This window comes from Massilia eurypsychrophila, assembly GCF_002760655.1.
Lineage (GTDB): Bacteria > Pseudomonadota > Gammaproteobacteria > Burkholderiales > Burkholderiaceae_D > JAFCUW01.
Map to the genome: position 1 here is coordinate 131,506 of NZ_PDOC01000002.1, position 21,602 is coordinate 153,107.

Annotated in this window: 19 protein-coding genes; 3 read left to right on the forward strand and 16 right to left on the reverse strand. The window is 66.3% G+C overall.

Features of this window, described 5'->3' with window-relative positions; translation table 11 throughout:
- Positions 1–111: 111 nt before the first annotated feature.
- From CR105_RS03430 to CR105_RS03450, 5 genes are read right to left on the reverse strand one after another with little or no spacing between them, the layout of a single operon-like run.
- A complete protein-coding gene (locus CR105_RS03430) occupies positions 112–1,425 on the reverse strand; it encodes a dihydroorotase (protein ID WP_099787041.1) in 1,314 nt (437 codons plus the stop codon).
- Entirely contained in the window at positions 1,422–2,387 is a 966-nt protein-coding gene (locus CR105_RS03435) for an aspartate carbamoyltransferase catalytic subunit (RefSeq protein ID WP_099787042.1), read from the reverse strand. The genes CR105_RS03430 and CR105_RS03435 overlap by 4 nt, the downstream gene beginning before the upstream one ends.
- Positions 2,380–2,910, reverse strand: coding sequence for a bifunctional pyr operon transcriptional regulator/uracil phosphoribosyltransferase PyrR (gene pyrR, locus CR105_RS03440; RefSeq protein WP_099787043.1), 531 nt, complete (start codon positions 2,908–2,910; stop codon positions 2,380–2,382). Before pyrR ends, CR105_RS03435 begins: the two co-directional genes overlap by 8 nt.
- Positions 2,894–3,289 (reverse strand): Holliday junction resolvase RuvX, encoded by a 396-nt coding sequence (ruvX, locus tag CR105_RS03445; RefSeq protein WP_099787044.1) that lies wholly within the window; start codon positions 3,287–3,289, stop codon positions 2,894–2,896. Before ruvX ends, pyrR begins: the two co-directional genes overlap by 17 nt.
- Positions 3,289–3,948: a YqgE/AlgH family protein gene (locus CR105_RS03450; RefSeq protein ID WP_099787045.1), complete on the reverse strand. Its 660-nt coding sequence runs from the start codon at positions 3,946–3,948 to the stop codon at positions 3,289–3,291. Before CR105_RS03450 ends, ruvX begins: the two co-directional genes overlap by 1 nt.
- Positions 3,949–4,126: 178 nt before the next feature.
- Between CR105_RS03450 and CR105_RS03455 the strand changes: the two genes are divergently transcribed.
- Positions 4,127–5,596 (forward strand): cryptochrome/photolyase family protein, encoded by a 1,470-nt coding sequence (locus tag CR105_RS03455; RefSeq protein ID WP_099787046.1) that lies wholly within the window; start codon positions 4,127–4,129, stop codon positions 5,594–5,596.
- Here CR105_RS03455 and CR105_RS03460 read toward each other — a convergent pair.
- From CR105_RS03460 to CR105_RS03485, 6 genes are all read right to left on the reverse strand, one after another.
- Positions 5,593–11,007, reverse strand: a complete 5,415-nt coding sequence (locus CR105_RS03460) for a hybrid sensor histidine kinase/response regulator (protein WP_099787047.1) — start codon at positions 11,005–11,007, stop codon at positions 5,593–5,595. The two genes, CR105_RS03455 and CR105_RS03460, sit on opposite strands and share 4 nt — an antisense overlap.
- Positions 11,008–11,021: 14 nt before the next feature.
- Complete coding sequence (locus tag CR105_RS03465) at positions 11,022–13,334, reverse strand: methyl-accepting chemotaxis protein (protein ID WP_099787432.1); 2,313 nt, start codon at positions 13,332–13,334, stop codon at positions 11,022–11,024.
- A 67-nt stretch (positions 13,335–13,401) separates the two neighbouring features.
- Entirely contained in the window at positions 13,402–13,935 is a 534-nt protein-coding gene (locus CR105_RS03470; RefSeq protein WP_099787048.1) for a chemotaxis protein CheW, read from the reverse strand.
- Position 13,936: 1 nt separating this feature from the next.
- The gene (locus CR105_RS03475) at positions 13,937–14,308 is read right to left on the reverse strand and encodes a response regulator (RefSeq protein WP_099787049.1); all 372 of its coding nucleotides are present in this window, start codon (positions 14,306–14,308) and stop codon (positions 13,937–13,939) included.
- A gap of 23 nt (positions 14,309–14,331) precedes the next feature.
- Positions 14,332–14,727: a response regulator gene (locus CR105_RS03480; protein WP_099787050.1), complete on the reverse strand. Its 396-nt coding sequence runs from the start codon at positions 14,725–14,727 to the stop codon at positions 14,332–14,334.
- Between the two features lie 120 nt (positions 14,728–14,847).
- Positions 14,848–15,051: a rubredoxin gene (locus CR105_RS03485; RefSeq protein ID WP_370660666.1), complete on the reverse strand. Its 204-nt coding sequence runs from the start codon at positions 15,049–15,051 to the stop codon at positions 14,848–14,850.
- Between the two features lie 56 nt (positions 15,052–15,107).
- Between CR105_RS03485 and thiD the strand changes: the two genes are divergently transcribed.
- Both thiD and hemL read left to right on the forward strand, forming a co-directional pair.
- Positions 15,108–15,941: a bifunctional hydroxymethylpyrimidine kinase/phosphomethylpyrimidine kinase gene (thiD, locus tag CR105_RS03490; RefSeq protein WP_099787052.1), complete on the forward strand. Its 834-nt coding sequence runs from the start codon at positions 15,108–15,110 to the stop codon at positions 15,939–15,941.
- A gap of 35 nt (positions 15,942–15,976) precedes the next feature.
- Entirely contained in the window at positions 15,977–17,272 is a 1,296-nt protein-coding gene (gene hemL / locus CR105_RS03495) for a glutamate-1-semialdehyde 2,1-aminomutase (protein WP_099787053.1), read from the forward strand.
- Positions 17,273–17,499: 227 nt separating this feature from the next.
- Here the strand turns inward: hemL and corA are convergent, their stop codons facing one another.
- From corA to CR105_RS03520, 5 genes are all read right to left on the reverse strand, one after another.
- Positions 17,500–18,465: a magnesium/cobalt transporter CorA gene (corA, locus tag CR105_RS03500; protein ID WP_099787054.1), complete on the reverse strand. Its 966-nt coding sequence runs from the start codon at positions 18,463–18,465 to the stop codon at positions 17,500–17,502.
- An 81-nt stretch (positions 18,466–18,546) separates the two neighbouring features.
- Entirely contained in the window at positions 18,547–18,957 is a 411-nt protein-coding gene (locus CR105_RS03505) for a DUF4124 domain-containing protein (protein WP_229413608.1), read from the reverse strand.
- A gap of 15 nt (positions 18,958–18,972) precedes the next feature.
- Positions 18,973–19,677, reverse strand: a complete 705-nt coding sequence (mtgA, locus tag CR105_RS03510; protein WP_099787055.1) for a monofunctional biosynthetic peptidoglycan transglycosylase — start codon at positions 19,675–19,677, stop codon at positions 18,973–18,975.
- Entirely contained in the window at positions 19,674–20,486 is an 813-nt protein-coding gene (gene aroE / locus CR105_RS03515) for a shikimate dehydrogenase (protein WP_099787056.1), read from the reverse strand. The genes mtgA and aroE overlap by 4 nt, the downstream gene beginning before the upstream one ends.
- The gene (locus tag CR105_RS03520) at positions 20,483–21,337 is read right to left on the reverse strand and encodes an energy transducer TonB family protein (RefSeq protein ID WP_099787057.1); all 855 of its coding nucleotides are present in this window, start codon (positions 21,335–21,337) and stop codon (positions 20,483–20,485) included. Before CR105_RS03520 ends, aroE begins: the two co-directional genes overlap by 4 nt.
- Positions 21,338–21,602 lie beyond the last annotated feature (265 nt).

The window sequence follows — 21,602 nt, forward strand, 5'->3', positions numbered from 1 at the left end:
ACCAATGGGAACAGCTGGTGCAGTCATCGCGCTGCGCAGCAGCGAGGATTCTACCGTCATGCGCGGCGGCGCGCGAATAAAACCGCCGCGCGCCGCCCGCAACTGTGGTGTTTAGCGCTGGTTTGCCAGTTTGCGCTGGTAAGCGACGCGGCCGGCGACGATGGTCGTCATCACCTGCCCCTGCAGCTCGTAGCCGACGAACGGCGTGTGCTTGCCCTGGCTGGCCAGCGCCTTCGCATCGACCGTCCAGCGCGCGGCCGGATCGAACAGCACGATGTCGGCCGGCGCGCCGACGCCCAGCTGGCCGGCCGGGAGGCCCGCCACGCGCGCGGGATCGGCGGTTACTTTGGCCACCGCGCGCGACAGCGCATTGGCGCCGCCCTGCTGCGAGCTGGCGTAGTCGTCGGCCCATTTGAGCGCCAGCGACAGCAGCAGTTCGAGGCCGGTGGCGCCGGGCGAGGCTTCGCCGAACGGCAGCAGCTTCTCGTCGTCGTCGACCGGCGTGTGGTCCGAGCAGATGGCGTCGATGACGCCGTCGTACAGGCCGGCGCGGATCGCCTCGCGGTCGCGCTGGCTGCGAAACGGCGGCGTGACGCGCGCGTTCGAATCGAAAAAGCCGATGTCGGCGTCGGTCAGGTGGATGTGGTGGGCGCCGACGTCGCAGCTGACCGGCAGGCCTTCCTTCTTGGCCGCGCGCACCAGCTCGAGGCCGGCCGCCGACGACATGCGGCACAGGTGGACGCGGGCGCCGGTGGCGCGCACCAGTTCGAAAATCGTGTGCAGCGCGATCGTTTCGGACATCACCGGCACGCCGGCCAAGCCGAGGCGCGAGGCCAGCGGTCCGCTGTGAGCAATGCCGCCGCGGCCGATGTGCGCATCCTGCGGGCGCAGCCAGACGGTGTAGTCGAACGTCTTGGCGTACTGCAGCGCGCGCAGCAGCACATTGGTGTCCTCGACCGGCATCTCGGCCTGGGCGAAGCCGATGCAGCCCGCTTCGGTCAGTTCGGCCATCTCGGTCAGCGCCTGGCCCTTGAGGCCCATCGTCAGCGCGCCGAGCGGATGCACGTGGGCCTGGTTCAGGCCGCGCGCGCGGTGCTTGAGCATCTCGACCAGGCCCGGCTCGTCGAGCACCGGATCGGTGTCGGGCGGGCACACCAGGCTGGTCACACCGCCCTGCATCGCCGCCTGCATTTCCGATTCCAGCGTGGCCTTGTATTCGTAGCCAGGTTCACGCAATCGCGCCGACAGGTCGACCAGTCCGGGCGCGACCACCAGGCCATCGGCGTCGATGCTGCGGTCGGCAGCAAAGCCGACCGGCGCGGCGCCGACGGCCGCCACTTTGCCGCCGTCGATATACAGGTCGCACAGCGCGTCGATGCCGTTGGCCGGGTCGATCAGCCGGCCGTTCTTGATATGTAGTTTCATCCGTGGGTTCCCGCCAAAATGCTCATCACCGCCATGCGGACCGCAATGCCGAACGTCACCTGCGGCAGGATCACCGCCTGCGCGCCGTCGGCCACCGCCGAGTCGATCTCGACGCCGCGGTTCATCGGGCCCGGATGCATGACGATGGCGTCCGGCTTGGCCAGCGCCAGGCGTTCCGGCGTCAGGCCGTAGCTCTTGAAGTATTCCTGCGCCGACGGCAGCAAGGCGCCGGTCATGCGCTCGCTTTGCAGGCGCAGCATGATGATGACGTCGACACCCTTCAGGCCCTCGTCCATGTTGGTAAACACCCGCACGCCCATCTGTTCGAGGCCGCCCGGCAGCAAGGTGTGCGGGCCGATCGCGCGCACTTCCGGCACGCCCAGCGTGGTCAATGCGTGAATGTCCGAGCGCGCCACCCGGCTGTGCAGGATGTCGCCGACGATCGCCACCGTCAGGTTGGTGAAGTCCTTCTTGTAGTGGCGGATGGTGTACATGTCGAGCAGGCCCTGGGTCGGGTGCGCGTGGCGGCCGTCGCCGGCGTTGACCACGTGGACGTGCGACTGGCGCGTGTCGATCAGGTGCTTGGCGATCAGGTAGGGTGCGCCCGACTGCGCGTGGCGCACGACGAACATATCGGCGTGCATGGCCGCCAGGTTGTCGATCGTGTCGAGCAGCGACTCGCCCTTGCTGGCCGACGACGCCGAGATGTTCAGGTTGATGACGTCGGCCGACAGGCGCTTGGAGGCGATCTCGAAGGTGGTACGGGTGCGGGTGCTGTTTTCGAAGAACAGGTTGAACACGCTTTTGCCGCGCATCAGCGGCACCTTCTTGACCTCGCGGTCGGAGATGCCGACGAACGAGGACGCCGTGTCGAGAATGTGGTTGACGATGGACTTCGGCAGTCCTTCGATGGTAAGCAGGTGCTGCAGCTCGCCGTTCTTGTTCAGTTGCGGATTAAGCATTGTCGTCTTCTATGGTGAGCGAGAGTGTGCCTTCGGCGCTGCGCTGCAGGACCAGCGACTGCCGGGCATCGAGCGGAGTTTCGTCGTCGACCCGGACGGCGACGAAATCGGCCGCCACCGGCAGCTCGCGCCCGGCGCGGTCGGCCAGCGCCGCCAGCAGGATGCGCGCCGGGCGGCCGTAGTCGAACAGCACGTTGATCGCCGCGCGCGTGGTGCGCCCGGTGTAGAGCACATCGTCGACCAGCACGATGGTGGCGCGGTCGACGTTAAAGCCGATCTGGGTCGGCTTGACGTCCGGGTGCAGGCCTTTTTTTGCGTAGTCGTCGCGGTAGAACGAGACGTCGATGAAGCCGAGCCGGCCGCGCAGATCGAGGTCGGCGGCGAGCCGTTCGGCCAGCCAGGCGCCGCCGGAGTGAATGCCGACGATGGCGACGTCGGCCGCGCCGGCCACGCCGTCCTTCACCTGGCGCAGCAGGTCCTGGTAGAGGGACTCGGCGTCGAACTGTCTATTGGATGTTGGCATGGTCGTCGAAGTATTGTTGCAAAATGATGGCGGCCGCCTTGGCGTCGATAACGTCGCCGCGTTTGGCGGGGATCACGGCCGACGAGTAGCGCTCGTCGACCAGTTGCACCGGCAGGTTGAAGCGGCCATGCAGCTGATTGGCGAAGCGCCGGCAGCGCAAGGTCATCTCGTGTTCGGCGCCGTCGGGATGGAACGGTTCGCCGACGATCAGGCGGGCCGGGTTCCATTCGGCGATCAGGGCGCCGATCTGGGAAAAGCGGGCGGCGTTGTCGATGGCCTTGACCACCGCCAGCGGCTGCGCCTGGGCGGTCAGGGAGTTTCCCATTGCGATGCCGATACGCTTGATGCCGAAGTCGAAGCCGAAAACTAATTCAACCATCAGGCGTGGCCGGCCTCGAGGGCGAGCATCATCGGGTCGATGCCAAGCAGTTTGATGGCGGCGTTGTAGCGTTCTTCGATCGGCAGGTCGAACAGCACGTGGGCGTCGGCGCCGACCGTGAGCCAGCCGTTGCGGCAGATCTCGTCTTCGAGCTGGCCCGGACTCCAGCCGGCGTAGCCGATCGACACGAGCATGCGCTGCGGGCCGTCGCCGGCGGCGACCGCCTCGAGCACGTCGATCGAGGTGGTAAACGCCACTTCGTCGGTGACCTTCAGCGACGACGAATAGCGCGCGCCAGGCGTGTGCAGCACGAAGCCGCGGTCGTCCTGCACCGGGCCGCCGAACATGATCGGCTCGTTGACGACGGTGGTGCGCAGGCCTTCGGTGAGCTTCAGGTCGATCCGCTCGAACAGGATTTCCATCGTCATGTCGGTCGGCTTGTTGATCACCACGCCGAGCACGCCGTTGTCGTTGTGCTCGCAGATGTAGACCACCGTGCCGCCAAATATTGGATCCTGCATCGAAGGCATTGCGATGAGGAAATGGTTCGCCAGGTTGAATGTCGATGAAGAAGGCGCGCTACTGCTGCCTGGCTCGCCGTTGTGATCGTGCGGCATGCCTGGCATCGGTAGAGTCTTGTCGACTTTGCTTTTCTTCATACGCGTCACTCTCTCTCGGCTCGCTCTCTTGACGTACCTGCTAGTATCCGGATAACAACTGGACTTTTCGATAGTTTACACTGATTTGGCGACGCCACCATTGGAACCATGTTGCCGCGCGCATCTAATACGATGGTAGCGAGCATAATTTCACCCCGGCTTGACCTTGCACACGAGAATGACACCCAACACCACCCTAGTCTGGTTCCGCCGCGACCTGCGCGCATTCGACCATGCGGCACTGCACCACGCCCTGCTTTCCTCGCGTACCGTCTACTGCGCGTTCATCTTCGACGACGACATCCTGGCGCCCCTGCCGCGGCGCGACCGCCGCGTCGAATTCATCCACGCCAGCGTCGCCGAACTCGATGCCGAACTGCACCAGCTTGGCGGTCACCTGATCGTGCGCCGCGGACCGGCGTTGGAGACTATCGCCGCCCTTGCCTGCGAACTGGATGCCGACGCGGTGTTCGCCAACGAGGACTACGAGCCGCAGGCGACTTCGCGCGACGCCGGCGTGGCGGCGGCACTGGCGCGCGACGGCCGCCAGTTCCGCAGCTTCAAGGACCAGGTCATCTTCGAGAAGAATGAAGTACTGACCCTGGCCGGCCAGCCGTTCTCCGTCTTCACGCCGTACAAGAACGCCTGGATCAAGCGCATGGCGGCAGAGCCGCAAAGCCTGGCGCCGTGGCCGATCGAGCCGCACGCGGCGCGCCTGGCGCCGGCGCCGACCGGCCACGCGCTGCCCAGTCTCGCCGACATCGGCTTCGAGCCGACCAACCTGCGCGCGCTTGGCATCACGCCGGGCATGGCGGGCGGCGCGGCGCTGCTGGAAGATTTCATCGGCCGCATCGCCGACTACAACGACACGCGCAACTACCCGGCGGTCAAGGGGCCGTCCTACCTGTCGGTGCACCTGCGCTTTGGCACCGTGTCGATCCGCCACCTGGTACGCACCGTCAACCAGCTCGTCGCCGCCGGCGCCGGCGGGGCCGGTGCGCCAGTGTGGCTGTCGGAGCTGATCTGGCGCGAGTTCTACGCGATGATCCTGTTCCAGCATCCGCGCGTGGTGACGCAGGCATTCAAGCCGGCGTTCGACGCCATCGGTTGGGAAGCCGGTCCGCAAGCCGAGGAAGCATTTGCCGCCTGGTGCGAAGGGCGCACCGGCTATCCGCTGGTCGACGCGGCGATGGTGCAGCTGAATCAGACCGGCTACCAGCACAACCGGCTGCGCATGGTGACCGCGTCGTTCCTGGTCAAGGACCTGGGCATCGACTGGCGCTGGGGCGAACGCTATTTCGCGCTGCAGCTGAACGACTACGACCTGGCGTCGAACAACGGCGGCTGGCAGTGGGCGGCGTCGACCGGCTGCGACGCCCAGCCGTGGTTCCGCATCTTCAATCCGATCACGCAGTCGGAAAAATTCGATCCGCAGGGCCGCTTCATACGGCGCTACCTGCCGCAACTGGCGGGCATGAACGACAAGCAGATTCACGCGCCGTGGCTGGCGGCGCAGCGGCCGGCCGGCTATCCGGCGCCGATCGTCGACCACGCCGAAGCGCGCGCCCGCACGCTGGCGCGCTTCGCCGTCGTCAAGCAGGAACCGAAAGCGGTGGAACCCGGTGCGGGTGCACCGGGGCAGGACTAGGCCGGCATCTCGCGATTGAGCAGGCCGGCGACGGCCGCCAGCAAAATCTCTTCCTGGAACGGCTTGCCGAAGTAGGCATTCACACCCAGGTCGAGCGCATAGTTGCGGTGCTTGTCGGCGGTGCGCGAGGTGATCATGATGATCGGCACCGCCTTGGTGCTGGCGTTGCCGCGGATGTTGCGCGTCAGGTCGAAGCCATCCATGCGCGGCATCTCGATATCGACCAGCATCAGGTCGGGGATGGTCTCCTGCAGGTGTTCGAGCGCATCGACACCGTCCTTGGCCAGGATGACCCGGTAGCCTTCCCGTTCGAGCAGGCGCTGGGTGACCTTGCGAACGGTGAGCGAATCGTCGACGACCATGATGACGGCGGCGCGTGCGGCCGGCACGCTCGGCTCCGGCGTGGCTTCTGGCTGCACGCCATGCTGGTGCGCCTGCTGCGCCCCGTGCAGCGACAACGCCACCGGGTTGAGGATCAGGACGATCTCGCCGGAACCGAGCACGGTCGCTCCCGAGATGCCGATCATGCGCGACAGCTGCGGCCCGATATTCTTGATGACGACTTCACGGTTGCCCAGCACGTCGTCGATCTGCACGGCGAGTCGGTCGACGCCGCTCTTGAGGATCATCACCGGGGACGAACGCTGCGCCGGCGGGCGCGCCGACGCGTCGCCGAGCAGCGAAGGCAGGTAGTGCAGCGCGACCTTCTGGCCCTGGAACTGCACCGAGCCGGCGGCCTGCGCCTCGGCCAGCGCCGCTTCCTTCACCTGCAGCACCTGTTCGACCAGGATCGACGGCAGCGCGTAGGTCTTGCCGCCGCTGGAGGTCAGCACCACCTGGGTCACGGCCAGGGTCAGCGGCAGGTGAATCGTGAAGCGCGCGCCCTTGCCCGCCTCGGAGGCGATCGCCACGCGCCCGCCCAGTGCCTGCGCTTCCGAGCGCACCACGTCCATGCCGACGCCGCGGCCGGCCAGTTCGGTCAGCGTGTCGGCGGTCGAAAATCCCGGTTCGAAAATCAGGTCGGACGCCTCGTGGTCGGAAATGTCGATGCCGTCGGCGAGCAGGCCGGCCGCGCGCGCCTTGGCGCGAATCTTGGCCAGATCCAGGCCGGCGCCATCGTCGGCAAACTGGATCACCACTTCGTTACCCTGCTGGCTGACCTGCACCAGCAATTCGCCCGTTTCGGCCTTGCCGCAGGCGCCGCGCCGCTTGCGCGACTCGATGCCGTGCACGATGGCGTTGCGCAGCAGGTGCTCGAAGGGTGCTGCCATCTGTTCGAGCACGCTGCGGTCGATCTCCACCGAGCTGCCGCGAATGTCGAGGTTGACCCGCTTGTCGAGTTCCTTCGCGCTCTGGCGGGCGACCCGGAACAGGCGCTCGGACAGGCTGGCAAACGGCACCATCCGCACCCGCATCAGGTCGCGCTGCAGGTCGCGCGTCAGGCGCGACTGCTGCACCAGGTCGGCGCTGGCCGCGTCCACCGTGCGGCTCAGGCTTTCGTGGAAGGAGGCGACGTCGTTGACGCTTTCGGCCATCATGCGCGTCAGTTCCTGCAGCCGGGTGAAGCGGTCGAATTCGAGCGGGTCGAACTCGCGCTCGCTGGAAATCGACATGCGCGAGGCGATCTGCGATTCGGCCTGCATCTCGACCTCGCGCAGCTGGCGCGACAAGCGCGCCAGGTTGTCCGAGAAGTCGTGCAGCGACGACTTCAGCGTGCCGACCTGGTTCTCCAGCTTGGAGCGCGTGATCGACACTTCGCCGGCCTGGTTGACCAAGCGATCGAGGATATCGGCGCGCACGCGCACCAGCGCGGTACGGGCCGGCGCGGGGCCGGCGGCAGCGGCAGCCGGGGCGTTCGCCAGCGGCGCCGCCGCAGGCGCGCCGGGAGCCGGCGCCGGCTGCTGCAATTGCTCGAGCAGCAGCAGTGCGTGGTCGTAGTTGGCCAGCAGATCGTCAAAGGCGGCCGGGGTAGAAGTCCCGGCGTGCACCATGTTTTCGATCTGGGTCTCGATGTCGTGGGTGTGCTGGCCGAGGCGCATGGCGCCGGCCATGCGCGCGCTGCCCTTGACGGTATGCAGGATGCGCAGCAAGTTCTGCGCCGGACCGGTATCGGCCGGATTTTGCTGCCACTTGCGCAGGCCGTCGCCGATGGCCGGCATCAGGTCGGCCGCCTCTTCGAGAAATACCGGCAGCAGGTCGGCGTCGAGATCGTCGCTGTAGACCGTTTCCATCGGCGCCGTTATGACGTCCAGCGCGGCCACCGGCGCGGGCGCCGCTGACGGTACGGCGATGACGGGCGCCGCTTGCGGTTCGAGCGCGGATTCCGGCCCGTTCCCGGAGATCAGTTCAGGCGCCAGTTCGGGCTCGTCGCCGGCGTCGTCGTCCACCGGCATCGACAAGGCGCCATCAGGCGCGGCCTGCAGCAGCATCGGCTCGTCGAAGCTGTCGTCGAAGCCGGGGTCGAACAAATGGTCGACCGCTTCGATCGCGGGATCGGCCGGCCGATGCTCGCCGGCCTCTGGTTCCAGGTAGAGCGCGTCGCCGAACCGGTCGGACGCGTCGACCAGCGTGCCGAGCTGCTCGCGCAGTTCGACCAGCTGGGCCACCAGGTCCGGCTGGGCCGGCGGCAGTTCGCCAAGCGCGAAGCGCTGCAGCATCTGGCGGCAGCTTTCGAGCGTGACGTCGAGCAGGTCGCGCTGGGCGTCGTCGAGCTGGGGAGCGGAGCCGACCAGCGTCAGCAGCGCCATCTCGAGGGCGTAGGCGACTTCGCGCAACGCCTTGAAGCCCACCGTGGCCGAGGTACCGGCCAGCGTGTGCGACGCCTTCAGCGCCGCCGGCGAGACCGGCCGCCGCTCATGGCGCCATTCGCCAAAGTCCTGCGTCAGTACCCGCATCAGTTCATCGGTTTCGGCCAGGTAGATGTTATACAGCGGCAGCGGAATTTCGAGGTCGCCGAAGCGGCGGATATTGTCCTCGGCCGGCACGCTGTGGCGCGCCGTGCCAGGAAATTCGATCACCTGGCCGGACGCCGCCGACAGTTCCGCCGCGCTCTCCGGTGCCGGCTCGACGAGGCCGAACGGCTCGTCCGGTTCGTCCGGCTCAGCGGGCAAGGTCATGTCGATGACTTCCGGCTCCTGCTCCTGCTCCGGCTCCTGATGTTGTTGCTGTTCCTGCTGCTGCGCAGCGCCAGGCAGCGCGAATGCGCCGCCGCCCTGCACCGCCGCGGCGGCGGCGACCAGCGCCTCGCTGGAACGCACAGAAGCGCCGCTCGAGGCCAGCTCGTCGACCCAGGCGGCCATGTCGGCGGCGGCAAATTGCAGCAGCGCCAGCAAGTCCGGGCTGGCGGCGCGCGACTCGGACAGCCACGCGTTCATCACCTTTTCCATCGCTGCGCCGCCATCGGCGAACGCGTTCAGGCCGACCATCCGGCCGCTGCCTTTGAGGGTATGGAAGGAGCGCCGCAGCATCGTCAGCGTTTCCTGGTTCGACGGTTCGGCAATCGCGGCCGGCAGCGTCGAGGCGACAAACGCCAGCACCTCCTGCGCTTCCGAAATGAAGATCTCCAGCAGTTCGGCTTCGATCGCCGCTTCGCCTTGCGCCATCGGCGCTGCCGGCGGCGCCGCTTCGGCTGGCGCCGGCGCTGCCGCCTGCTGCGCTTCCGGCTCGACGTCGAACGGCGTGTCGCCAGAGGCCATCTTCTCGAACGGGACTTCGCGGAACATGCCCTCGAGCTGGTCGAAGGTGAAGCGGTTCTTGGCGGCGTCGAAATTTTGCGCCAGCATGTCGATGAAGAAGCCGAGCGCACCGACGTTCTGCGCGATGTTCTGCAGCGCGCCGGCATCGTGTTCGGGCGTGCCTTCGGCGGCGGCGAGCGCGCGCACCGCCTCCTTGACATGCTGGGCGGCGCGCATCGCCTGATCCTGGTCGAGGATCGCCAGCGCGCCTTGCAGCTGGTGCAGCACCGGATCGATCTGCGTCAGCGCCGGACGCCGGCTGGCGTCCGCGTAGTAATCGTCAAGTACCTTCTCGACCTGGCGCAGTCCGGTCTTCATTTCGCCGGCCAGCACTGCCACGGTCTGGCCCTGCTGGATCTGGCGCGACAGGTCGCCCTGCCACTGCGGCGCGTCCGGCGGCGTCTCGCCGGCGGCCAGCGCCAGCAAGCGCGCGCCGACAACTTCGGCGTGCTCTTCGAAATCGGCGGGCAGCTGACGCACCTGGTCGAGGCCATGCTCGACAAACAGCATCGCGGTGGCCATCTCCATGCTGAACTGGTCGCTGCGGCCGGACGCGATCGAGTCGCTGGCGGCGCGGCCAAGTTCGCGCAACAGTTGCGCCAGTGCGGGCGCGCCCAGCTGGTCGCTGGCGCCGGCCAAGGTGGCGAGCGCCTGGTTGAAACTTTGTTCGAGCTTGACGTCGGTCTCCGACGAGACCCGGTCCCAGCCGGATTTGGTCTCGGCCAGTGCGTCCTTGGCAGCCTTCAGCGCCTGCGGATCGATGCGGCCGTAGCGGCGGCTGTCGTAATCGGCCGGCACCACGCCGGCCAGTCCGTAGGCGCGCCGCAGCAGCTGGGCACCCGGGCCCGGCTTGCTGGCGGCGGCGATGAAGAACAGCGCGTCGCGCAGCATCGCTTCGGGCAGGCCGCCCTGCCCTTGCGACAGGCGGCGGATCTGCAGGTTGATCAGGCCGAACAGCTGCTTGACATACAGGTCGCTGGAGAGCTGGCCGTCGGCCACCAGTTCGGCGAAGCTGCGCATGGCCAGCCAGAAGGTGCGCGCCGGCGCATCTTGCTGCGCCTGTTCGACCAGCGCGATCGCGTCGACCAGCGCCAGCGCATGGACGCGCTGCGCTTCGGGGTCGGCGCTTTTCAGGAACGGCAGCAGCGATTTTTCGAAGCGCGTGCGGCATGCCGCGTAGTCCGGCGCCTCCGGCGCGTGGTGCGGCGGCAGCGCGACGCTGACCGACAGGTCGACGAACAGCAGGTCGGACGGATGGATGCGCGCGGCGCCCAGCACTTCCTGCAGCGCGCGGTAATACGGAAACAGGCGCGCCGGCTGCGGCGCGGCGCCGGCAAGGAGTTCGTCGAGGTATTCGACGACGGCCTGGTAGCCTTCGGCCACGGCGGCGCAACTGGCGCCGTTGCAATCGAGGCTGCCGTCGCGCATGCGCTCGAGTGCCTGCTCGGCCGCTTGCGTCATCAGGCCGACGCCTTCGACGTCGACCATCTGCAGCGCGCCATGGGCCTGGTGCAGATGGGTTTTCGCATGCTGCAGCGAAGTGGCGCGGGCATCGGCGCCCTGCGCGGCCGCCTCGTCGAGCGCGGCGCGGGACCGGCCCAGCGCCTCGCGGATCTCACCGATCACCCAGGACAGCGGCCCGGTATCGAATTGCGCTGCGTGCGAAAAATCAGTCATGGTCAGGCGGTCTTTCAGGCGACGACGCGGAAGCGCGACACCGAGTTTTTCAGTTCCTGCGCCAGCATCGTCAGCTGGCGAATCGATTGGGCAGTCTGCATCGTGCCGTCCTGGGTATGTTCGGTCACCGACAGGATGTGCTGGATGTTATGCGCCACCCCGTTGGCCGACGTGGCCTGCAGTTCGGTGGCGAACGAGATTCCCTGGATCAGCTCGGCGAGGCGGTTCGACACGCCCGAGATGTCCGTCAGCGCGGCGCCGGCGGCGTCCGACAGCCTGGCTCCCTCGACCACGCCCTGAGTCGACTTCTCCATTGCGGCCACGGCGTCGTGGGTATCGGTCTGAATGGTGCGCACCAGCGCGCCGATCTGCTTGGCCGCTTCGGCCGAGCGTTCCGCGAGGCGCTGCACCTCTTCGGCCACCACCGAGAAGCCGCGTCCCGCTTCGCCGGCCGATGCGGCCTGGATCGCCGCGTTCAGCGCCAGCACGTTGGTCTGCTCGGTAATGTCGGAAATGAGCTCGGTGATCTCGCCAATCTCCTGCGACGATTCGCCCAGGCGCTTGATGCGCTTCGACGTTTCCTGGATCTGCTCGCGAATCTCGTGCATGCCCTTGATGGCGTTTTCCACCGCGGTCGAACCCTGGTGCGCCGCTGCCACCGACTGGCGCGCCACTTCGGCCGACTCGTTGGCCGACTTCGACACGTCGTTGATCTCGGAAGCCATCTTCAGCACCGTGGCCGACGCGTCCTGAATTTCACGCGACTGCTGCTGGGTCGCGGTGAGCAGGTCGCTTGAAATGTTCTGGGCGTTGGTCGACGCCGACGTCACCTGCTCGGCGGTGGTGGTGACCCGTTCGACCAGCCCGCGCAGCTCCTCGACGGTGTAGTTGACCGAGTCGGCGATGGCGCCGGTGATGTCTTCGGACACCGTTGCGTGCACCGTCAGGTCGCCGTCCGCCACTTCCTGCAGCTCGTTCATCAGGCGCAAAATGGCGGCCTGGTTCTGGTCGTTGGTGGCCTTCGCTTCTTCTTCCTTGGTTTGCGAGAGCAGGCGCAGCGCCTCGGCTTCTTCGCGCCGGCTGTCGGCGCCGCGGGTGCGGTTGCGCGAATCCTGCAGCATCACGCGGCTGATACTGCCGGCAGTGGCGAGCGTGAAGATCGACGACACCACCATCAGCCAGAACCACGCGTCGGTCGAATCCTGGTTGTTGCGGTAGCTCACCTGCACGCCAGAGAGCAGCTTCTTGATTTCTTCGTTCTCGAAGAAGATCGACTGCTCGGCGCCCTTGGCGGCGGTAAAGCGCGGCAGGTTGTCGAGGATCGAGGCGACCAGCTTCTGGTAGGTGTCGAAGCGCGACTTGATGGCGACCAGTTTTTCGCGCATGTCGGGATCGGTGACGGCAGCCAGGCCGAGCGTCGCGCTGCCGGTCAGGAAGCCGTCGATGGTGGCGCGCACGGTGCCGGTATCGCGGCCAAGCTGGAAGGCGGTGTCGGAGCGGATGCGCCCGGAGGTGAGAAATTCGCTGGCGCTGCGCGACAGGCGCTGGGTCAGCATCATCATGCGGCCGATCGCGGCCAGTTCGCGCGCGCTGCCGCCGCGCTGCACTTTCTGGGTCAGCAGCTCGTCGGTCATGGACAGCAGTTCGGGCGACAGCGTATCGAGCTGCCGCAGCGTGCTCTTGAAGCCGATCAGCTCAGGCTTCATCTTGAGGATGGTGCCGGCGGCGTTGTCGGAGCTGACCCACTTGGCGCGCGCTTCGGCCAGCGACCTGGCCATGGCGGCCGACGGCGCCGGGATGCGCTGGCCGGACGAATCGCCGCCGCGCGCGAGCAGATTGAGGTCGCTGGTGAGTTGCAGGCGGCTCTCGTCGAGCTGGGCGAACGCTTCCGGATTGCCCTGGATGGCATTCGGCGCCGCCTTGCCGACCCGCTGCGAGTGCATCAGCGCGTCACTGGCGATCTGCGTCTGGGCCGAGGCGACGACGTTGGAGGCGGAGTTCTGCCACAGCGCGACGATGGTGAGCAGGATGCCGACGACGAAGGCGACCAGCAGGATGCGCAGCTGGCGGGCCAGCGACAGGTGGCCAATGAGCGGCAGCTGCAGGTCCTGCGCCGCTTCGGTCGGCGTACTGGCGGCGCGCTTGCGGCGCATGATGCCGCCCAGGCTGAGCGGACGGGCGGGATCTTCGGCGGGCGCCGCGGCGCCCGCCGGCGCCGGCTCGGCGCGCAGCGGCATTGGCGACGCCACCGGCTGCGGGCCGAACTGGGTATCGGGCGAAGTCAGCGCGACCTCGTGCTCGGGTTTGCCCTTCGGCGAAAATCCCATTGACAGTTTCGACGCGAATCCCATACCAGCTCCCAGTCCCTAAGGTGTGACCACTACATGTAATTAGTTAGATACCGACGTGCAGAAAGCGTTCGTCGCCGACCAGTGCGGCCAGGTCGAGGGCGGTCCAGTCATTGCCGTCGGTGTCACGAAGGCAGTCGCCGGCCGCCTGCATGCCGGCGGCGTGGCGCAGGCCGTACACCCGACCCACCAGCAGGCCGCAGTTAAATCCAAGCGTGCCGGCGAAGGTGACGATGCGGCTGTCGGCGCCGACCTGCGTGTCGCCCAGGCCGAGGTAGCGCGCCAGGTCGATGATGCCGACCAGGTTACCGCGGATGTTGGCCAGGCCCAGGTACCAGGGCTGCGTCAGCGGCACGACGGTGACCGGCGGCAGCGGCACGATTTCGCCGGCCTGGGTCAGGTCGAGCAGGTAGCGGTCGGCGCCAATTTGCACGCCGAGCTGGTTGACGCTGGCGCCGGTGTTGGCGCGCGCGGCCTGCATCCGTTCGAGCAGCTGCACCTGGTACTGGCGCAGGCGGGTGCGGCGCCCGGCCGCGTCAAGCCGGGCCGGCGCGGCAACGCCGTTGTCGCTGGCGGTCATTTCAGGCGGCACCGAGCGTGGCGATCTTGTCGAGCAGCGCCTGCGGATCGACCGGCTTGACGAGGTAGCCGCGCGCGCCCTGGCGCAGGCCCCAGATGCGGTCGGTCTCCTGGTTCTTGCTGCTGCAGATGATGATCGGGACGTTGGCCAGTTCCGGGTCGCGCGCGATCGAGCGCGTCACCTGGAAGCCGTTCGCGCCGGGCATGACCACATCCATCAGGATCAGCTGCGGCTTTTGCGCCTTGATCTGGGCCAGCGCCTCCTCGCCGTTTTCGGCGGTGGTGACGGTGAAGCCGTTCTTGACCAGGATGTCGGTCAGGTAGTAGCGCTCGGTCGGGGAGTCGTCGACGATAAGGATGTTTTGAATGGCCACGTGGCGCTCCTGTTGGTGTCTGGTCAGGCCAAATTGGCCGTATGTTCGCGCACGGCCGCCAGCAAGCTGTCCTTGCTGAACGGTTTGGTGAGGTATGCCGCGGAGCCGACCATGGCGCCGCGCGCACGGTCGAACAGGCCGTCCTTGGACGACAGCATCAGCACGGGGGTGGTGTGAAAGCGCGCGCTTTTCTTGATCAGGGCGCAGGTCTGGTAGCCGTCGAGACGCGGCATCAGGATGTCGCAAAATACCAACGCCGGATGGTGGTCGTTGATCTTTGCCAGCGCATCGAAGCCGTCGTCGGCCAGCACTACCTGGTAGCCGGCCTGGGTCAGGAAGATCTCGGCGGAGCGGCGAATGGTGCTGCTGTCGTCGATCACCATGATCTTCAAGCCGGAGGGTTGCTGCGAGTTCGTCATAGTTAGGTCACTTCAGCATGAATCAGCACGATACCATAGGGCAAGACTTCTGTGCGTTAAATGTTGCAGTGAATCAACTACGACGTCAACTCTTATTTTTGCGCTGTTAGATAACGATCATTAGATCGCCGTCATTTCGAAATCGTCCTTGCGGGCGCCGCATTCCGGGCACGTCCAGTTCATCGGCACGTCGGCCCAGCGGGTGCCGGGCGCGAGGCCTTCGTCGGGCAGGCCGGCCGCTTCATCGTAGACCCAGCCGCAGATCAGGCACATCCAGGTTTGAAATGGCACCGCTGCCGCCTGCGTTGTTTCATTGCTACTCACGTTGAGGATCCTTGTATCTAGTAAAATGCCGAATCAGGTATCTTAATCTACCCGCCGTGCAAATCCAAACAACTCCCCTCATATTAACGTTCGGCGTGTCCGACCCGGTCGGCGCCACCGGCATCCAGGCCGACCTCGCGGTGTTTTCCGCGCTTGGCTGCCACGGCCTGTCGGCCATCACCGGCCTGTTGATCGCCGATACCGCGCGCGTCGAGGACATCGACGAGACCGACGCCGACTGGGTAATCGACCAGGCCCGCGTGCTGCTCGAAGACATGCCGGTGGCCGCCTTCAAGGTCGGCGCCCTGACCAGCATCGAACAGGCGTCGGCGATCGCCGAAATCGTCTCCGACTATCCGGACGTGCCGCTGATCGTCGACCCGTTCCTGTCCAGCCTTCCCGATTCGGGTCTGGCCGACGACGACATGCTGATGGCGATCCGCCAGATCCTGGTGCCGCAGGCGAGCGTGCTGCTGCTGTCGCAGGTCGAACTGGCGCGCATGGCCGAGACGTGGCGCGAAGGCGGCAGCGGCGACATGCTGGCGCAAGACGTCGCCGAACTGACCGGCATGGGCTGCGCCCTGGTACTGGTCACCTGCACCGGTGCCGCCGGCAAAGGAGACAGCGCGACCATCTCGAACACGCTGTTCGACGAAAACGGCGTGGTCGACACCTTCAGCTTCCCGCACTTTGCCGGCCCGTTTGTCGGCGCCGGCAGCACCATGTCGGCGGCGCTGGCAGCGCTGATGGCGCAGGGCCTGGCGCCGCTGGCGGCGGTGCGCGCGGCGCAGGAGTACACGCACGGCGCGCTGGCCCACGCGCAGCGCTTCGGCATGGGCAAGCTGGTGCCGAACAAATTCTTTCGGGCCGCGCCGTTCAGCGCCGCCTGAGCCCTACTTTTCTCTCACGCTTGAATCGTTCAATCATGACTACTGCTTCCACTTCCCAAAACGACATCCTGTTCGAGCGCGCGCAGCTCACCACCCCGGGCGGCGTCAACTCGCCCGTGCGCGCCTTCAAATCGGTCGGCGGCACGCCGCGCTTCATCACGCGCGCAGAAGGCCCGTACTTCTGGGACGCCGACGGCAAGCGCTACATCGACTACATCGGCTCGTGGGGTCCGGCGATCGTCGGCCACGCGCACCCGCAGGTGGTCAAGGCGGTGCAGGACGCAGCCGCGCGCGGCCTGTCGTTCGGCGCGCCGACGCTGGGCGAAATCGAAATGGCCGAGGAAATCTGCAAGCTGGTGCCGTCGATCGAGCAGGTGCGGCTGGTGTCGTCCGGGACCGAAGCGACCATGAGCGCGCTGCGCCTGGCGCGCGGCGCCACCGGGCGCGACAAGATCGTCAAGTTCGAGGGCTGCTACCACGGCCACGCCGATTCGCTGCTGGTCAAAGCCGGCAGCGGCCTGCTCACGTTCGGCAATCCGACGTCGGCCGGCGTGCCGGAGGACTTCGTCAAGCACACCTTGGTGCTTGACTATAACAACGTCGCGCAGCTGGAAGACGCGTTCGAATCGATGGGCGACACCATCGCCTGCGTCATCGTCGAACCGGTGGCCGGCAACATGAACCTGATCCGCGCCACGCCCGAGTTCCTCGGCGCGATGCGCAGGCTGTGCACCGAGCATGGCGCGGTGCTCATTTTCGACGAAGTGATGTGCGGATTCCGCGTCGGCCTGGGCGGCGCCCAGGAACTGTATGGCATCACACCGGACCTGACAGCGCTGGGCAAGGTGATCGGCGGCGGCATGCCGGTGGCGGCCTTCGGCGGCAGCGCGCAGCTGATGCACAACATGGCGCCGATCGGCGCGGTCTACCAGGCCGGCACCTTGTCGGGCAACCCGGTAGCGGTGGCGGCCGGCATGGCGACGCTGGCGCTGGTGCAGCAGCCGGGGTTCTATGAAAAGCTGTCGGCGCAGGCGGGCAAGCTGGTGGCGGGGTTGACGGCGGCGGCGAAGGAAGCCGGCGTGACGTTCTGCGCCGATTCGGTCGGCGGCATGTTCGGCATGTACTTCAGCCAGAATGTGCCGGCCAGTTACGGCCAGATGATGGCGGGCGATAAGACGCGCTTCAATGCGTTCTTCCACGGCATGCTCGATGAAGGCGTGTACTTCGCGCCGGCGGCGTTCGAGGCGGGGTTTGTCTCGGCGATGCACGATGATGCGGTGATCGAGGAGACCTTGGCGGCGGCTCGCAAGGTGTTTGCGCGGCTGGCTTGAGCGGCGGTAGAAGTCGCGGAAGCGGATCACACCACCATAAGAATTAACGTCATCCCCGCGCAGGCGGGGATCCACGCCATCTTTGATCAGACGTGGTAGGAGTTCGCGCCTGCGCGGGAAGTCGGGTCCGCCAATGGCGGGCACGACGGTCTTGGAGCTAACTGCACCGGGGTCTGACCCAGAAAGCGGGTCAGACCCCTTTGGTCAGGCCCTCTTGTCAGCCGACTTTATTTGAGCCAGCCGCGGCGGCGGAAGTACCAGAACGGGGCGATTGCGCTGGTCAGCATCAGCGCGATGGCGAACGGGTAGCCGAAAGGCCATTCCAACTCCGGGAACCACTTGAAGTTCATGCCGTAGATGCTGGCGATCAGCGTCGGCGGCAGGAAGGCAACCGAGGCCACCGAGAACATCTTGATGATCTTGTTCTGGTTGATGTTGATGAAACCGACGGTGGCGGCCATCAGGAAGTTGATCTTATCGAACAGGAACGAGGTGTGGCCGTCGAGCGACTCGATGTCGCGCAGGATCTGGCGCGCCTCTTCGAACTGCTCGGCGTTGAGCAGCCGGCCGCGCATCAGGAAGCTGACCGCGCGCCGCGTATCCATCATGTTGCGGCGGATCCGGCCGTTCAAGTCCTCTTCATGGGCGATCGCGCTCAGCGCCGCGGCGGCGTCTTCGTCGGTGAACTGTTCCTGCAGCACGCGCCCCGAGACTTCTTCGAGATTCTGGTAGATGCCCTCGAGCGCATCGGCCGAATATTCGGCGTCGGTGGCGTACAGGTCGAGCAGCACGTCCATGTAGTCTTCGATCGAGCCGGGCCGCGAGCGGGCGCGCATGCGCACCAGGCGAAACACCGGCAGGTCGTCGGTGTGCACCGAGAACAGCATCTTGCGCGCCAGGATGAAGGCGACGGTGACGACGCGCGACGGGCCGTCGTCTTCCTCGAGCAGAAAATCGGTGCGCAGGTGCAGGTCGCCGTTCTCCGCTTCGTAATAGCGGGCCGACGCCTCGATGTCCTTGACCTCGTCTTCGCCCGGCAGGATCACGCCATAGATGGCCTTGACCCACGCGCGCTCGTCGTCGTTGGGGTCGGTCAGGTCGACCCAGACCGGCTCGACGTTTTCGAGATCCGCGCGCGAAGCGATGGGAACCTGGTTGAGCCGGCCATTCTGTAGGACAAATACATTGATCATGCGAATTCTCGGCCGGATTCAAAACAGCGCAAGTGTACCCGCAAGCATATGTTTAAGTCACCCGGAAACAACAATTTCCCCTTAGCGCAACTGTTTTTCGATGATTTTGTCGATCGCCGGGTCGGACGTCGGCGCGGCGGCCTCTTTCGCCGGCACTTTCGGCGCCTCGAAGCCGCGCGTGTCGGTGATGCGGATCGTCTTGCTGGTCTTGTTGGTGTCGAGGCAATCGGTGTTGGAAATGACGGTCTTGCCGTCGATGACGCACTTGCGCATGGCGCCGGAAGGCGTGCCGGCGACCGTCTGGCGGGCGGCGTCGATGACAGCGGCGGCCTGGCGCGCGGGCGCGGTACCGGTCACCGCGGCGACGCCTTCGGCGAACAGGTTGCGTTCGTGACGCATCGACCAGATCGCCGCCATCGCCACCGCCGCCACCACGGCCGACACAATGGCTACCGATACCAGATTGAGTTCACCGCGCTGGTGCTTGTTCATCGTTGTTTTTCCTTGTTATGGCAGCTCGGCCGAATTCATCCGCATCATGATCAGGGTGGTGCGGCGCGACAGGTAATTGGTGTCGCGGTGGCGGTCGTAATAGCGCGGGTTGGGCAGCATTACCGCCAGCCGCGCCGCCTGCGCCGCCGACAGGCTGGCCGCCGGCACGCCGTAATAGTGGCGCGCGGCCGCCTCGGCGCCGAACACGCCGCGGCCAAACTCGACCACGTTGAGGTAGATCTCGAGGATGCGCTCCTTGCTCATGACCGTTTCGAGCATGAACGCGATGACCATCTCCTGGGCCTTGCGCAGGTAACTGCGCGAGCCGGACAGGAACAGGTTCTTGGCCAGTTGCTGGGTGATGGTGGAACCGCCGCCGACCACTTTCTGCTTCTTGTTATTCTTGGCGTAGGCTTTTTCCAGCGCCAGCCAGTCGACGCCGTCGTGGACGATGAAGTTGGCGTCTTCAGATGCGATCACAGCGCGCTTGAGGTTGGCGGAGATGGCGCGGTACGGCACCCACCTGTGTTCCAGCGCAGCTTTCGGATTTTTCACGCGCAGTGCATCGAGTTGCGCCGACATGAAGCTCGTCATCGATGGATTGAAGCGGGTCCACCAGCAGATCTGCGCAAAAAAAACCAGCTGCAACAGCAGCACCAGCAGCAGCGGGCCGAGCACGATCCACTTGAGCCAGCCGCGGCGTTTGCGCGCGCGCGTCATGCCGCGCGCATCGCCGCGAGCAAGGCTGAAGTTTGGGGGCGTATCCCGCGCCAGACGAAAAACGCTTCGGCGGCCTGTTCGACCAGCATGCCGAGGCCGTCGCGCGCGGTGGCGCCGAGGTCGCCGGCGAAGCGCATGAACGGCGTCGGATCGGCCGCGTACATCATGTCGAGCGCCAGCGTGCCGGCGCCGAACAAGGCCGGCGGCAGCGGCGGCAAGGCGCCGGCCAGGCTGGCCGACGTGGCGTTGACGACGATGTCGAAGCGGCCATCGACGGCGGTGAAGGCGGACGCCGACACCGGCACGCCGTGGCCGCCGAAGGTGGCGGCGAGGTGCTCGGCGGTGGCGACGGTGCGGTTGGCGATGACCAGCTGCGCCGGGCGCTGTTCGAGCAGCGGCAGGATCGCGCCGCGGGCAGCGCCGCCGGCGCCGAGCAGCAGCACGCGCGCGCCCTCGATGGCGAAGCCGGCGTTGCACAAGATGTCGTTGACCATGCCGGCGCCGTCGGTGTTGTCGCCGGCGATGCCGGCATCGGTGAAGCTGAGCGTGTTGACGGCGCCGGCGGCGCTGGCGCGCGCGCTGAGCGTATCGGCAAGGCCGGCCGCGTCGAGCTTGAACGGCAAGGTCACGTTGGCGCCGCGATAGCCGGCGTCACGCAGCGCGCGCACGGTGGCGGCGAACGCGTCGAGCGGGGCCAGGCAGGTTTCGTACGCAAGCTGCTGGCCGGTCTGGCGGGCGAACTCGGCGTGGATGGCCGGCGACCTGCTGTGCGCCACCGGGTTGCCGATCAAACAATAGCGGTCCGTCACTGCGCGGCTCCGACATTGGTGCGCAGCACTTCTTCGCGGGTGAAATTGAAGCGCGTGATGACGATCCAGACGTCGTCCTTGTCGGACGACAGCATGTTTGGCGGGAACTTGCCGAACGGCGCCGAGCGGCGCACGATGGCCAGCGCCGCCTTGTCGAGCGCCGGATTGCCGGAGCTCTTCTTGACCATGACGCCGCCATCCTTGACGTAGATGGTGCCATCCTGGAAAACCGGAATTTCCAGGATCATTTCGCCGTACATCTTGCGCCCGTTCACCTGCGGGAAGTTCAGCGTGCCGATTTCCTCGACGCGCTTTTGCATTGCCTTGTAATACATCGCGTAGCCGACTTCCTGGGTGCTTGGCGAAATGAAGGTCTTCTTCGGCCGCTTGTTCTGTTCGTCGATGACGGTGCTGATCTCGGCGGTTGCGCGGGCGATCGCCTTGCTCGACTCGAGCAGGTCGTTGCCGTTGCGGGCCGGATCGGGCTTGTCCTTTTCGGTGACCGGCGGCGCCCGGTAATTGGTGTTGCGCGCGCGCGTGAGCAGGTTTTGCTGCACCGCCTCGTACTCGGCGATTTTTTTCTGCATCGCCTTCAGGCTGTCGCCGTCCTCGCTCTTGCGCATATCGGGCAGGGGCGACTTCGAGCGGCCGGCATCGGCCTGGCCGCCGCCGTCGAGGTTGGCCTGGGCGATGGCGTCGGCCTTGATCGGCCGGTTGGCGTGCTTGGCGTTGACCAGGATCACCTCGAGGCCGGGGTCGGCCGGCTGCAGCTTGAAGGCATCGGGCGCGACGAACCGCACCGCGAGCAGTGCCGCGTGCGCCAGCACCGAGAAGGTGATGGCGATGACCATGGAACGGTTTTCTAGTAAAGACTTCACGCGGTACCGGGCTTCGAATCTATTGAACTACAGAATGTTGAATTCTAACCCGTCGCCCCGCGGTCAGTGCCGACATTCGGACATTTTGTCGCCCAGCAAGTACAAACGCTGGGGTCAGGTCTGACATTCGGACATCTGGCTGGGGTCAGGTCTGACATTCGGACATTGGGCTGGCTAAAAACGCACATTCTTTGCTCTTAGTCACGGGCGCCCATACTCGACAGAAATTCGTTACTCG

Coding starts and splice junctions, on each gene's coding strand:
- CR105_RS03430 (WP_099787041.1), bottom strand. CDS start 1,425: ATGAAACTACATATCAAGAACGGCCGGCTGATCGACCCGGCCAACGGC.
- CR105_RS03435 (WP_099787042.1), bottom strand. CDS start 2,387: ATGCTTAATCCGCAACTGAACAAGAACGGCGAGCTGCAGCACCTGCTT.
- pyrR (WP_099787043.1), bottom strand. CDS start 2,910: ATGCCAACATCCAATAGACAGTTCGACGCCGAGTCCCTCTACCAGGAC.
- ruvX (WP_099787044.1), bottom strand. CDS start 3,289: ATGGTTGAATTAGTTTTCGGCTTCGACTTCGGCATCAAGCGTATCGGC.
- CR105_RS03450 (WP_099787045.1), bottom strand. CDS start 3,948: ATGAAGAAAAGCAAAGTCGACAAGACTCTACCGATGCCAGGCATGCCG.
- CR105_RS03455 (WP_099787046.1), top strand. CDS start 4,127: ATGACACCCAACACCACCCTAGTCTGGTTCCGCCGCGACCTGCGCGCA.
- CR105_RS03460 (WP_099787047.1), bottom strand. CDS start 11,007: ATGACTGATTTTTCGCACGCAGCGCAATTCGATACCGGGCCGCTGTCC.
- CR105_RS03465 (WP_099787432.1), bottom strand. CDS start 13,334: ATGGGATTTTCGCCGAAGGGCAAACCCGAGCACGAGGTCGCGCTGACT.
- CR105_RS03470 (WP_099787048.1), bottom strand. CDS start 13,935: ATGACCGCCAGCGACAACGGCGTTGCCGCGCCGGCCCGGCTTGACGCG.
- CR105_RS03480 (WP_099787050.1), bottom strand. CDS start 14,727: ATGACGAACTCGCAGCAACCCTCCGGCTTGAAGATCATGGTGATCGAC.
- hemL (WP_099787053.1), top strand. CDS start 15,977: ATGACTACTGCTTCCACTTCCCAAAACGACATCCTGTTCGAGCGCGCG.
- corA (WP_099787054.1), bottom strand. CDS start 18,465: ATGATCAATGTATTTGTCCTACAGAATGGCCGGCTCAACCAGGTTCCC.
- CR105_RS03505 (WP_229413608.1), bottom strand. CDS start 18,957: ATGAACAAGCACCAGCGCGGTGAACTCAATCTGGTATCGGTAGCCATT.
- mtgA (WP_099787055.1), bottom strand. CDS start 19,677: ATGACGCGCGCGCGCAAACGCCGCGGCTGGCTCAAGTGGATCGTGCTC.
- CR105_RS03520 (WP_099787057.1), bottom strand. CDS start 21,337: ATGGTCATCGCCATCACCTTCTCGGTGCTGGCGCACGCGGCACTGCTC.